At 57.3% G+C, this 13,179-nt stretch carries 9 protein-coding genes; 4 read left to right on the plus strand and 5 right to left on the minus strand.

The window, feature by feature from the left end; translation table 11 throughout:
• Nucleotides 1-24 precede the first annotated feature (24 nt).
• From gntX to gntT, 3 genes are all read left to right on the plus strand, one after another.
• Nucleotides 25-708 (plus strand): DNA utilization protein GntX, encoded by a 684-nt coding sequence (gene gntX, locus U9O48_RS21045; RefSeq protein ID WP_324723143.1) that lies wholly within the window; start codon nucleotides 25-27, stop codon nucleotides 706-708.
• A 61-nt stretch (nucleotides 709-769) separates the two neighbouring features.
• Nucleotides 770-1,345 carry a Fe-S biogenesis protein NfuA gene (gene nfuA / locus U9O48_RS21050; RefSeq protein WP_095283731.1) on the plus strand — a complete coding sequence of 192 codons (576 nt, stop codon included), beginning with the start codon at nucleotides 770-772 and terminating at the stop codon, nucleotides 1,343-1,345.
• Between the two features lie 407 nt (nucleotides 1,346-1,752).
• Nucleotides 1,753-3,069, plus strand: a complete 1,317-nt coding sequence (gene gntT / locus U9O48_RS21055; protein ID WP_282493534.1) for a gluconate transporter — start codon at nucleotides 1,753-1,755, stop codon at nucleotides 3,067-3,069.
• Between the two features lie 139 nt (nucleotides 3,070-3,208).
• Here gntT and malQ read toward each other — a convergent pair whose 3' ends face one another.
• Together malQ and malP are read right to left on the minus strand one after the other, a co-directional pair.
• Nucleotides 3,209-5,287 carry a 4-alpha-glucanotransferase gene (malQ, locus tag U9O48_RS21060; protein ID WP_324723144.1) on the minus strand — a complete coding sequence of 693 codons (2,079 nt, stop codon included), beginning with the start codon at nucleotides 5,285-5,287 and terminating at the stop codon, nucleotides 3,209-3,211.
• A 9-nt stretch (nucleotides 5,288-5,296) separates the two neighbouring features.
• Entirely contained in the window at nucleotides 5,297-7,690 is a 2,394-nt protein-coding gene (malP, locus tag U9O48_RS21065; protein ID WP_282493536.1) for a maltodextrin phosphorylase, read from the minus strand.
• A gap of 589 nt (nucleotides 7,691-8,279) precedes the next feature.
• Here malP and malT point away from each other — a divergent pair.
• On the plus strand, nucleotides 8,280-10,985 hold the full coding sequence (gene malT / locus U9O48_RS21070) for an HTH-type transcriptional regulator MalT (RefSeq protein ID WP_282493537.1): 2,706 nt from the start codon (nucleotides 8,280-8,282) through the stop codon (nucleotides 10,983-10,985).
• A 52-nt stretch (nucleotides 10,986-11,037) separates the two neighbouring features.
• Here malT and U9O48_RS21075 read toward each other — a convergent pair whose 3' ends face one another.
• From U9O48_RS21075 to glpE, 3 genes are read right to left on the minus strand one after another with little or no spacing between them, the layout of a single operon-like run.
• Nucleotides 11,038-11,796, minus strand: coding sequence for a DeoR/GlpR family transcriptional regulator (locus U9O48_RS21075; RefSeq protein WP_324723145.1), 759 nt, complete (start codon nucleotides 11,794-11,796; stop codon nucleotides 11,038-11,040).
• A 16-nt stretch (nucleotides 11,797-11,812) separates the two neighbouring features.
• Entirely contained in the window at nucleotides 11,813-12,643 is an 831-nt protein-coding gene (gene glpG / locus U9O48_RS21080) for a rhomboid family intramembrane serine protease GlpG (protein ID WP_282493539.1), read from the minus strand.
• A 47-nt stretch (nucleotides 12,644-12,690) separates the two neighbouring features.
• Complete coding sequence (gene glpE / locus U9O48_RS21085) at nucleotides 12,691-13,023, minus strand: thiosulfate sulfurtransferase GlpE (protein ID WP_282493540.1); 333 nt, start codon at nucleotides 13,021-13,023, stop codon at nucleotides 12,691-12,693.
• Nucleotides 13,024-13,179 lie beyond the last annotated feature (156 nt).

The raw sequence follows: 13,179 nt of genomic DNA on the forward strand, positions 1-13,179 counted from the left end.
CTTTTTTCAACAAGGAAGTTGCCCATGCTATCAGTGCCTGGCTTGTGCTGGCTATGCCGAATGCCGCTCAGAATGAGCCACTGGGGGATCTGCTCCGTTTGCACGCGCGCGTTCGCGCGCCGTTCGCCCTGCTGCCCGCAGTGCGGTTTACCGGCGATAAGCGTCGACCTCCCCTGCGGTCGATGTCTGCAAAAACCGCCGCCATGGAGTGCCCTGGTGGCGGTCGATAATTACGTTCGACCTTTAAGTGGGTTGATTCATAAGTTGAAGTTTTCCCGCCAGTGCCAGCTGGCGGTGCCGCTTGCACGTCTGTTAGTGCTCGCGGTTTTGCAGGCCCGGCGCACGCGAGATTTACCGGCTGTGAATCTGCTGATCGGCGTGCCGCTGCACCGACGTCGACACTGGCGTCGCGGCTACAATCAGAGCGATCTGTTATGCCGTCCGCTGGCCCACTGGCTGCGCTGTAGCTGGCAGCCGGAAGCGCTGAAACGCATCCGAACCACGGCGGTGCAGCATCAGTTGAGCGCCCGATCGCGCAAAAGGAATCTTAAAAACGCCTTTCGCCTTGAATTAGCGGTCAAGGGCCGCCATATCGCGATTGTGGATGATGTCGTCACGACCGGCAGCACCGTGGCAGAGCTTTCCCGACTGCTTTTGCAAAGCGGCGCAGCGACGGTTCAGGTATGGTGTTTGTGTCGCACCTTGTAGCCCTTTTCCGATGGGCGTATTATTATACCCAGGTAATTTAGTCAACTATTAGGCCAAAGCTATGATCCGTATTTCCGATTCTGCACAATCACACTTTGCCAAACTGCTGGCAAATCAGGAAGAAGGGACGCAGATCCGCGTGTTTGTGATTAATCCAGGCACTCCGAATGCAGAATGCGGTGTCTCTTATTGTCCTCCGGACGCTGTGGAAGCATCTGACACTGCCCTGAAATTTGAGCAGCTCACCGCCTATGTCGATGAGTTAAGCGCGCCATATCTTGATGACGCAGAGATCGATTTTGTTACCGATCAGCTGGGTTCTCAGCTGACGCTGAAAGCACCGAACGCGAAAATGCGCAAAGTGTCCGACGATGCGCCGCTGATGGAGCGCGTGGAGTACCTGCTGCAGTCGCAGATCAACCCGCAGCTGGCTGGCCACGGCGGTAAAGTGACGCTGATGGAAATCACCGATGACGGTTTGGCGATCCTGCAGTTTGGCGGCGGCTGTAACGGCTGTTCCATGGTCGACGTAACCCTGAAAGAAGGGATCGAGAAGCAGATGCTGAACGAGTTCCCTGAGCTGAAAGGTGTGCGCGATCTGACCGAACACCAGCGCGGCGAGCACTCTTACTACTGAGTTCCCGTCTGTCTTTGCCGGGTGGCGGCTTCGCCTTACCCGGCCTAAAGTTCGAGGCTTTTGTAGGCCCGGTAAGCGTAGCGCCACCGGGCAAATGACCGCACACAACATCCAGGCCGGGTACGGCGTTACCGCCACCCGGCTTTTGTTTGCCCGCTCCTCCCCTCCCCATATGTTGACCTGCGTCTCATAATTCAAATTTTGCCCGCCCAGGTGATTCTCAATCCGTGTATGTTACCCGTATCATTCTCATGGGCACTAAGCATCCTCATAACAGCCGACTAAACTCAATAGTTTTGCAGGCAATCAGTATTAGTGCCGTTAATTCTCTGTTCCCAGTTGGGACAATCGGAAATTGTCGTCGAAACAATGACGTTACCCATAACAATTGAAAGGCCAGGTCAATCATGCCATTAGTTATCGTCGCTATCGGTGTTGTCTTATTACTGCTCTTGATGATCCGTTTCAAACTGAACGGCTTCATCGCTCTGGTTCTGGTGGCACTTGCAGTCGGTCTGATGCAAGGGATGCCGCTGGTGAAAGTCATCAGCTCCATCAAAGCAGGTGTGGGCGGAACGCTCGGCAGCCTGGCGCTGATTATGGGCTTCGGTGCCATGCTCGGCAAAATGCTGGCAGACTGCGGGGGCGCACAGCGCATCGCGACCACGCTGATTGCCAAATTTGGTAAACAACACATTCAGTGGGCAGTAGTGTTAACCGGTTTTACCGTCGGTTTCGCGCTGTTCTATGAAGTCGGCTTCGTGCTGATGCTGCCGCTGGTCTTCACCATCGCAGCTGCGGCGAATATTCCGTTGCTGTATGTGGGCGTGCCGATGGCCGCTGCGCTGTCCGTGACTCACGGCTTCCTGCCGCCGCACCCGGGCCCGACCGCTATCGCGACTATCTTCCACGCGGATATGGGTAAAACCCTGCTGTTCGGTACCATTCTGGCGATCCCAACGGTTATTCTGGCCGGCCCGGTGTTTGCGCGCTGCCTGAAAGGTATCGACAAGCCAATTCCGGAAGGTCTGTACAGCGCCAAAACCTTCAGCGAAGAGGAGATGCCAAGCTTTGGCGTCAGCGTCTGGACCTCTCTGGTGCCGGTCGTGCTGATGGCGATGCGCGCCGTGGCCGAAATGGTGCTGCCAAAAGGTCACGCGTTCCTGTCTGTCGCGGAGTTCCTCGGTGACCCGGTGATGGCGACGCTGATTGCCGTCCTGATTGCCCTCTTCACCTTCGGTCTGAACCGCGGTCGTAACATGGATCAGATCAACGAAACCCTCGGCTCTGCCATCAAAATTATCGCCATGATGCTGTTGATCATCGGCGGTGGCGGTGCGTTCAAGCAGGTTCTGGTGGACAGCGGCGTGGACAAATACATCGCTTCCATGATGCATGAAACCAACATCTCGCCAATTCTGATGGCCTGGTCGATTGCCGCCGTGCTGCGTATTGCGCTGGGTTCTGCGACCGTTGCGGCGATTACCGCGGGCGGGATCGTGGCACCGCTGATTGCGACCACCGGCGTGAGCCCGGAGCTGATGGTTATCGCGGTGGGTTCCGGTAGCGTGATTTTCTCCCACGTGAACGATCCAGGTTTCTGGCTGTTCAAGGAGTACTTCAACCTGACCATCGGTGAGACCATCAAGTCCTGGTCGATGCTGGAAACGATTATCTCCGTGTGCGGCCTGATTGGGTGTCTGCTGTTGGGGATGGTGGTTTAAGGTAAAAAAGCCGGGTGGCGGCTGCGCCTTACCCGGCCTACAAGGTAAATGCAAAACGGCAACCAAAGGTTGCCGTTTTTAATGTTTTCGCCCTCTCCCAAAGGGTGAGGGCATCAGACCGCACCCGCCGGGCTTGTTCTCACTTCTTCGCTTTTCTGCGCTTATCTAAATCCTTAATCAGCTTGTTCACGCCGTCGTCGGCAAACATCTTCTCAAGGGTGGTAGACAGTTTGCGCCGCCAGTTTTTATACTGATAGCTGGTGCCCGGAATGTTCACCGGCTCCGCCATCCCCAGCCAGTCTTCCGGCTGCAGGCCAAGCAGGGCGCTATTGCTGTCGGCAATATAGCGCTGCATCCCGCGATTCAGGGTCCCCGTCATCGCCATTAGCGAGGCTTTATGTCCGGTGCGTTTTGGCAAGCAGCCGTGCTTGTGCAGCGCGTCCAGCAGACCCTGTTTTGCCAGCTCGCGGTCCTGATACAGCCCGCGCAGCACCACTTCATCGGGATACAAACCTAGCGTTTTGCCAAGCGTGAGATCGCCACTTTCCCAATAGCCTCGCAGCGTAGGAAGATCATGCGTTGTCGCGACAGCCATTGATTGTTCAGGATACGCTTTCGGCGAACGGAACGTCTTCTCATGGTCACTTTCGAAATAGAGTACTTTGTATGAATAAACGCCACTCTCGCGTAATTTGCTGACGATTTCAACCGGCACGGTGCCGAGGTCTTCGCCAATCACCATGCAGCTGTGGCGCTGACTTTCCAGCGCAAGAATCGACAGCAGATCGTCCACCGGGTAATGCACGTAAGCCCCGTGATCCGCCGTTTCACCGTAAGGGATCCACCACAGGCGCAGCACGGACATCACGTGGTCGATACGCAGCGCCCCGCAGTTTTGCATATTGGCGCGCAGCAGATCGATAAAAGGTTCGTACCCACGCGCAGCCATCACGTGCGGGTCCATCGGCGGCAGACCCCAGTTCTGGCCCAGCGGGCCGAGGATATCCGGCGGTGCGCCCACAGAGGCTTTCAGGCAGTACAGCTCGCGGTCACACCAGGTTTCGGCTCCCCCTTCCGCCACGCCCACCGCCAGATCGCGATACAGACCGATCGGCATGTCGTAGCCCTGGCTCTCCTGCCAGCAGGCAGCAAACTGGCTGTAGGCCAGCCACTGCAGCCACAGGAAGAAATCCACTTCGTCGGCGTGTTTTTTGCAGAAGGCTTTCACCTCCGGAGAATCCACCGACTGATACGCTTCCGGCCACACCGGCCAGCCCCAGCGCATTTCGTCCTCTTTCACCTGATACGCATGCAGGGCGTCGAACGCCGCCTGCCAGTAAAGGCTGTCGCCTTCCTGGGCGACGAACTGACGAAACGCGTTCATCTGTTCGTCCGTGCGCTTAGCGAAGCGTTTCCAGGTCATGCGCAGGGCGGCCATTTTCAGGGCGGTAACCGTCGCGTAGTCGACCCAGTCGGCGTCGCGCGCCTGTTTCAGGGTGTGCTGAGTGGTGCTCATCTTCCACCACTCCTGCGCCTCTTTACTGTTTTTGAAATCGTCCAGCGCGTTGACGTCGATATAAATCACGTTCAGCCAGCGGCGGGACGACGGGCTGTACGGGCTGGCGCTTTCCGGGTTAGCCGGATAGAGGGCGTGGATCGGGTTGAGGCCGATAAACGCCCCGCCGCGTTTGCCCACGTCCGCCAGCATTTTTTTCAGATCGCCGAAGTCGCCGATCCCCCAGTTGTCGTCCGAACGCAGCGTATAGAGCTGCACGCAGGCGCCCCACAGCTTTTTGCCTTCGAGCAGCGCCTGCGGCTCGTAGCAGCGTTTCGGCGCGATGATCACCCGGCAATGAAAACGATGGTCGCCCTGATTCAGCGTCAGGGTGTGATAACCCTGCGGCAGTTTCGCAGGAAGGTTGAGCGCTTTCCCACCCGTGGCATGGCCTTTGTGCTGCTGGCCCTCTTCGGTGGTTAACAGCCAGCTGAACTCGCCGCTGCCGTCTACCGGCAGCGACATTTTCTTGCCCGCGGTGAACACTTTCACCCCAGGAACTGGCGCTCCCGCCGCTTTCGCGACGGGCGTGGCCTTGTGCATGGCATCCAGCAAACGTCTTTTGGTTTCAGCGCCAATTGACTGCGGTTTGCCGTGAGCATTGATGTAACTGGGGCTGATCCCCGCCGCCAGCGCGGCATTATCCAGACGTTTGCTCTCCATCGCGCTTCCTTAGCGTTTTGCCTGCCAGATACGGGCCTGATAATCACGAATTGAACGGTCAGAGCTGAACATCCCGCAGCGGGCGGTATTCAGAATGCACGCGCGCGTCCAGGCGTCCTGATCGCGGTAGAGCACGTCGACCTGCTTCTGCGCTTCCACGTAGGCGGTGAAGTCCGCCATCACCAGATACGGGTCGCCGCCCTGTTTGCCGATGCTGTGCAGCATCTGGTCGAAGGCGTGTTTGTCGCCATCGCTGTATTTGCCGCTTTCCAGCTCTTTGAGCACCGCATCGAGCACTTTGTCTTTCTTGCGCCATTTCACCGGGTCGTAGCCTTTGGCTTTCAGGGCTTTCACCTGCTCGACCGTGTGACCGAAGATAAAGATGTTCTCCTCGCCCACCTGCTCGGCGATTTCAACGTTCGCGCCGTCCAGGGTGCCGACGGTTAACGCGCCGTTCAGGGCCAGCTTCATGTTGCCGGTGCCGGACGCCTCTTTGCCCGCCGTCGAAATCTGCTCGGAGATATCCGCCGCCGGGATCAGCATTTCAGCCGCCGACACGCAATAATCCGGCAGGAACACCACTTTCAGCTTATCGCCGACCTTCGGATCGTTGTTCACCGCTTCGGCCACTTTGTTGATGGCGAGGATGATGTTCTTCGCCAGGTAGTAGCCAGGCGCCGCTTTAGCACCGAACAGGAACACGCGCGGCACGCGGTCGGCGTTCGGGTTCTCGCGGATCTCTTTGTACAGCGCCAGAATGTGCAGCAGGTTCAGGTGCTGACGCTTGTACTCGTGCAGGCGTTTGATCTGGATATCAAAAATCGCGTTCGGGCTGATTTCAATCCCGGTACGCACTTTCACGAACGCCGCGAGGCGCACTTTGTTCTCTTGTTTGATGGCCTGATATTTCTGACGGAACTTCGCGTCGTCAGCCTGTTTTTCCAGGTTGATCAGTTGGTCGAGATCGTTGGCCCACTCTTTCTTGAGGGTTTTATCCAGCAGCGCGGCCAGCGCCGGGTTGCACTGTTTGATCCATCGGCGCGGCGTGATGCCGTTGGTGACGTTATGGAACTTGTTCGGCCACAGCTGGTGATATTCCGGGAACAGATCTTTAACCACCAGATCCGAGTGCAGCGCCGCCACACCGTTCACCGCAAAGCCGCTGACCACGCACATGTTCGCCATGCGCACCTGTTTGTCGTGCACAACGGCCAGTTTCGCCCAGACCGCTTTGTCGCCCGGCCAGGTTTTGCTCACCAGCACTTTGAACTGGTCGTTGATCTGATTGATGATCTGCATGTGGCGCGGCAGGAGCGCTTTCACCAGCTTCTCGTCCCAGCACTCCAGCGCTTCAGGCATCAGTGTGTGGTTGGTGTACGCGAAGGTACGGCTGGTGATCGCCCAGGCCGCATCCCAGCTCAGCTGGTGCTCGTCGAGCAGCACGCGCAGCAGTTCCGGAATGGCGATGGTCGGGTGAGTGTCGTTCAGCTGAATCACTTCGTAATCCGCCAGCTCAGAGAGCTTACGGCCCGCCAGATGGTGGCGACGCAGGATATCCGCCACAGAACAGGCGCACTGGAAATACTGCTGCATCAGGCGCAGCTTTTTACCCGCCAGATGGTTGTCGTTCGGGTAGAGAACTTTAGTCAGCTTCTCGGCGTCGATGCCCTGCTGCTCGGCACGCAGGAAATCGCCGTCGTTAAATTTGGTCAGGTTGAACGGATGGGCGTGCTTCGCCTGCCACAGGCGCAGGGGCTGCGCGACGCCGTTACGATAGCCCAGCACCGGCAGATCCCAGGCTTCACCGGTGATGACAAAACCCGGCTCCCAGTGGCCTTGTTTAGACACTTTCCCGCCAATCCCGACGTGGACGTCGAGCTGCGCATTATGGCGGAACCACGGATAGCTGCCGCGATGCCAGTCGTCCGGGGCTTCAATCTGATGCCCGTCGTCAAAGGACTGGCGGAACAGGCCGTACTGATAGTTCAGGCCATAGCCGATGGCGGATTGCCCCACCGTCGCCATCGAATCGAGGAAACAGGCCGCCAGACGCCCCAGCCCGCCGTTGCCCAGGCCTGGGTCAGTCTCTTCCTCCAGCAGATCGGTCAGGTTCACGTTGTGCTCATTCAGCACGTCGCTCACCTCCTGATACCAGCCGAGGTTCAGCAGATTGTTGCCGGTCAGACGACCAATCAGGAATTCCATCGAGATGTAGTTCACATGACGCTGGTTTTTCACCGGCTTCGCCGCCGGCTGCGCGCTGAGCAGTTCGGCCAGCGCACCGCTCACGGCTTGCCACCACTGATGAGGAGTCATCTCCTCTGCGGCGTGCAAACCAAAACGCTGCCACTGACGCGTCAGGGCAGCCTGGAACTGAGCTTTGTTGAAGGTAGGCTGTGACATAGGGAATCGGCATCCTGTAGAGAAAGAAAAAAATATTGGCGCTAGTGTGCCAGGCTCATTCCCCCTCTTCCTCCTCCTGTCGGGGATTAGACAGGGAGGAGTAGCGGGGATGAGCGTAAAAGTGTGATCAAGGCCACTCTTGAGCATAGATCGAGTGTGCCTTTATGGCGCGAGGATAAACGGGAAGAGTGTCAAATAAATGAAATGCAGTTTCGGATGAAATTAACATCAGCAGAAATGATTGCTTACCAGGAATAATATTTCTCTGTTTTAGGCCTTTCTCAGAGGGTTATTTTCCCGGCACAACTATACCGGATATTTATTAACTTTGTGGTGAGAATCGCCTTATGAAACCAGTTTCAGGATAAGCGCACCAAATGCATACAAGCCAGCATCCATGCGGGATATAGGGCATCTCAGAAAGTTCCCGGTCAATGAGAAATAATTTTGTGACAGAGTGCAAATTAAGGGACACAAAAGTCGGACATAACTTGCAATAGTTCCTGTTCTGGCCGACCTTATATCTATTATTACGAAGCGCAAAAAAAATCGTCTTTCCTCGTTTCCCCACAGTGAAGTGAAAAAACTTATGTTGATTCCGTCCAAATTAAGTCGCCCGGTTCGTCTTGACCATACTGTGGTCCGCGAACGTCTGTTGGCGAAACTTTCCGGCGCGAATAATTTCCGACTGGCGCTGGTTACGAGTCCTGCAGGCTATGGCAAAACAACGCTCATCTCACAGTGGGCCGCAGGTAAAAGCGATTTAGGCTGGTACTCCCTCGACGAGGGCGATAACCAGCAGGAGCGCTTTGCCAGCTACCTTATCGCTGCCATTCAGCAGGCGACCAACGGGCATTGCGTCACCAGTGAAGTGATGGTGCAAAAGCGGCAGTACGCGAGCCTCTCCTCCCTGTTCGCCCAGCTGTTCATTGAGCTTGCCGAATGGCATCGCCCGCTGTTCCTGGTGATTGACGATTACCATCTGATTACCAACCCGGTGATCCACGAATCGATGCGCTTCTTCTTGCGCCATCAGCCGGAAAATCTCACCCTGGTGGTGCTCTCGCGTAATCTGCCGCAGCTGGGGATCGCCAATCTGCGCGTGCGCGATCAGCTTCTCGAAGTGGGCAGTCAGCAGCTGGCCTTTAACCATCAGGAGGCGAAACAGTTCTTTGACTGCCGCCTGAGCTCGCCGATTGAAGCCTCCGAAAGTAGCCGCCTGTGCGACGACGTGGCCGGCTGGGCAACTGCGCTACAGCTCATCGCCCTCTCCGCCCGACAAAATAACAGCCCGACGCACCAGTCCGCGCGCCGCCTGGCAGGCATCAACGCCAGCCATCTGTCCGATTATCTGGTCGATGAAGTGCTGGACAGCGTTGACCCGGCGACTCGTCAGTTCCTGCTGAAAAGCTCGCTGCTGCGCTCAATGAACGACGCACTGATTGTGCGCGTGACTGGCGAAGACAACGGCCAGATGCGCCTGGAAGAGATTGAACGCCAGGGATTGTTCCTGCAACGCATGGATGACTCCGGGGAATGGTTCAGCTTCCACCCGCTGTTTGGCAACTTCCTGCGCCAGCGCTGCCAGTGGGAAATGGCCACCGAATTACCCGACGTCCACCGCTCCGCCGCCGAAAGCTGGATGGCGCAAGGTTTCCCGAGCGAAGCGATCCACCACGCGCTGGCCGCCGGTGACGCCAATATGCTGCGCGACATCCTGCTTAACCACGCCTGGGGCCTGTTCAATCACAGTGAACTGACGCTGCTCGAAGAGTCGCTCCGCGCCCTGCCGTGGGAAAGCCTGCTGGAAAATCCGCGTCTGGTGCTGTTGCAGGCGTGGCTGATGCAGAGCCAGCACCGTTACAGTGAAGTGAATACCCTGCTGGCCCGTGCCGAACAAGAGATGAAAGGCGAGATGGACGGCACGCTGCACGGCGAGTTTAACGCCCTGCGCGCGCAGGTGGCGATCAACGACGGCGACCAGGAAGAGGCTGAACGTCTGGCGATGATCGCCCTCGACGAGCTGCCGCTGGCGAACTACTACAGCCGCATTGTGGCCACGTCGGTTCACGGCGAAGTGCTGCACTGCAAAGGCGATCTCACCCGCTCCCTGTCGCTGATGCAGCAGACGGAGCAGATGGCCCGCCGTCATGACGTCTGGCATTACGCCCTGTGGAGCATGATCCAGCAGAGCGAAATATTATTTGCTCAGGGGTTCCTGCAAGCGGCCTGGGAGACTCAGGAAAAAGCGTTCCAGCTGATTCAGGATCAGCACCTCGAACAGCTGCCGATGCACGAATTCCTGCTGCGCATCCGGGCACAGTTGCTGTGGGCCTGGGCGCGTCTGGATGAGGCCGAAGCCTCTGCCCGTCACGGCGTGGACGTGCTATCTACCTTCCAGCCGCAGCAGCAGCTGCAATGCCTGGCTCTGCTGGTGCAGTGCTCGCTGGCGCGCGGCGATCTGGATAACGCCCGGAATCACCTGAACCGCCTCGAAAACCTGCTCGGCAACGGTCAGTACCATAGCGACTGGGTTTCCAACGCCGATAAGGTGCGGGTGATTTACTGGCAAATGATCGGCGATAAAAAGTCCGCCGCCAACTGGCTGCGCCAGACGCCAAAACCGGAATTCGCCAATAACCACTTTCTGCAAAGCCAGTGGCGCAACATCGCCCGCGCGCAGATCCTGCTGGGTGAGTTCGAGCCTGCGGAAATTGTGCTGGAAGAGCTGAACGAGAACGCCCGCAGCCTGCGTCTGATGAGCGATCTGAACCGCAACCTGCTGCTGCTCAATCAGCTTTACTGGCAGGCCGGACGTAAAAACGACGCCCAGCGCGTGCTGCTGGAAGCACTCCAGCTGGCGAACCGCACCGGGTTTATCAGTCATTTTGTGATTGAAGGCGAGACGATGGCGCAGCAGCTGCGCCAGCTGATTCAGCTCAATACGTTACCGGAACTGGATCAGCACCGTGCCCAGCGCATTCTGCGCGAGATTAACCAGCATCATCGCCACAAGTTCGCGCACTTCGATGAGAACTTTGTCGAACGTCTGCTGAACCACCCGGAAGTGCCGGAACTTATTCGCACCAGCCCGCTCACCCAGCGTGAGTGGCAGGTTCTGGGGTTGATTTACTCGGGCTACAGCAACGATCAGATTGCGGGCGAGCTGGCGGTCGCAGCGACCACCATCAAAACGCACATTCGTAATTTGTATCAGAAACTCGGCGTGGCGCATCGTCAGGACGCGGTGCAGCATGCGCAGCAGCTGTTGAAGATGATGGGGTATGGTGTGTAATTCATTGCCCGGTGGCGCTACGCTTACCGGGCCTACGGTTATGTTCGGCCGCTCAACACAACTCTAACTGTAAATTGTTATCCTTAATCACCTGCAACACCCCCGTCGGTGGCATGACGTCGGTGTACACCGCATTCACCATGCTGATGCTGCCCATGTTTACCATCGCGTTACGGCCGAACTTCGAGTGATCCACCACCAGCATCACGTGGCGGGAGTTCTCGATAATCGCCCGCTTGGTGCGCACTTCATGGTAATCAAACTCCAGCAGCGAACCATCGCTGTCGATGCCACTGATCCCGAGGATGCCGAAATCGAGGCGGAACTGAGAGATAAAGTCGAGCGTCGCTTCGCCGATGATCCCCCCGTCACGACTGCGCAGTTCGCCGCCCGCCAGAATGATGCGAAAATCCTCTTTCTGCATCAGGGTATTTGCCACGTTGAGGTTGTTGGTCACCACGCGCAGGTTTTCATGGTTGAGCAACGCATGGGCTACCGCTTCCGGCGTGGTGCCGATATCAATAAACAGCGTCGCGCCGTTGGGGATTTGGCTCGCCACTTTCGCCGCGATACGCTCTTTCTCTGCGGTTTGCGTCGCCTTGCGATCGTGCCAGGAAGTGTTCACAGAGCTCGACGGCAACGCCGCGCCGCCGTGGTGGCGCAGAATGCGGTTCTGATCGGCCAGGTCGTTGAGATCGCGACGAATGGTCTGCGGGCTGACGGCGAACTGCTCGACCAGCTCTTCGGTGCTGACGTATCCCTGCTTTTTAACCAGTTCGATAATGGCGTCATGACGTTGCGTTTGTTTCATGAAATATCCCTGGGAATTATGTTCGTTTTCGCGCATTCAGCGTATCGGCAAACGCCATCGCCAGCCCTACGGCCAGCCCGGCAACGTGCGCGCCGTTGGCGATAGACATACCAAACAGATCAAACCATCCGGCAATTAGCCATATTAACGCAAAGGTTATTAAACCACGTTGCAGATAGATGCCGCTTTCGGGGTCACGTTCGCCACGCAGCCAGACGTAGCCCATTAATGCGTATACCACACCCGACAAACCACCGAACCACGGGCCGCTAAACTTGTGCTGTACATAGCCGCTTAACAGGGCGCTGATTACGGTGATGACAATGAGTTTCCCGGTGCCGAGACGCTTCTCCACCGCCCCGCCGAGATACCACCACCACAGCAGGTTAAAGAGAATATGCAGCACCGAAAAGTGCATCAGGGCGTGGCTGAAATAGCGCCAGACGTCAAACTGCACCGAGGCGTCATACGGCCAGGCGAGAGCGATCATCACCTGCTGGTCGCCGACCACGTTCATGATGATAAACACCAGAATACAGGCCGCCATCAGCAGCAGGGTAAAGGGCCCGGCGCGCTCGCGCACGGTGGCTAAGAAAGGGAAACGCTGATAATGCAGCCCGCTGTCCGTGTGGCCGGAGGTCCAGCTGGCCGCCAGATAGCGCGGGTCGGCAGGGTTTTCCAGAAAACGCGCCAGCTCGGTGTTGACGAAATTCGCCTGGCTCTCATCAGCCAGCCAGACGTCGGTCTGCGTATGCTGTTGAATCGTCAGGATCACACCCTGCGTCGCCATGTAATCGACAAACGCCTGAGCGACGCGCGGGTTGGTAAAAGAGGTAATCATCAGCATGGGCGGCAGTCGCTTATTTCCGTACAAAAGAAAACAGTATAACGATCTCAGCCGCCAAAGGCGTGTTCAACTTCCGCCGGGAAATGCCGATGCCAGGCGTCAAAGCCGCCGTCGACGCTGTAGACCGCGTCATAGCCCTGCTGGAGCAGATACTGCGCGGCACCTTTGCTGCTGTTGCCGTGATAGCACATCACCATCACCGGGGTTTCAAAGTCGTTATCGCGCATAAACGCGCCCAGGGTGTCGTTGGTCAGATGAAACGCGCCCGGCGTGTGGCCCATCGCATAGCTTTGCGGATCGCGAATATCCACCAGGACCGCCTTTCCCTGGTGCATCTTCTGGTGGGCTTCTTCTACATTAATGCATTCAAACTGTTCCATTTTGCTCTCTTTCTTTTCATTTATCTGGTGCGGTCTGGTGCCCTCACCCCGGCCCTCTCCCACAGGGAGAGGGAGCAAACACCAAAAACGGCAACCAGGTTGCCGTTTTGCTTTTACCTCGGCCTCACCCCGGCCCTCTCCCACGGGGAGAGGGGG

Origin of the sequence: Lelliottia sp. JS-SCA-14, from assembly GCF_035593345.1 — a bacterium.
Classification (GTDB): domain Bacteria; phylum Pseudomonadota; class Gammaproteobacteria; order Enterobacterales; family Enterobacteriaceae; genus Enterobacter; species Enterobacter wanjuensis.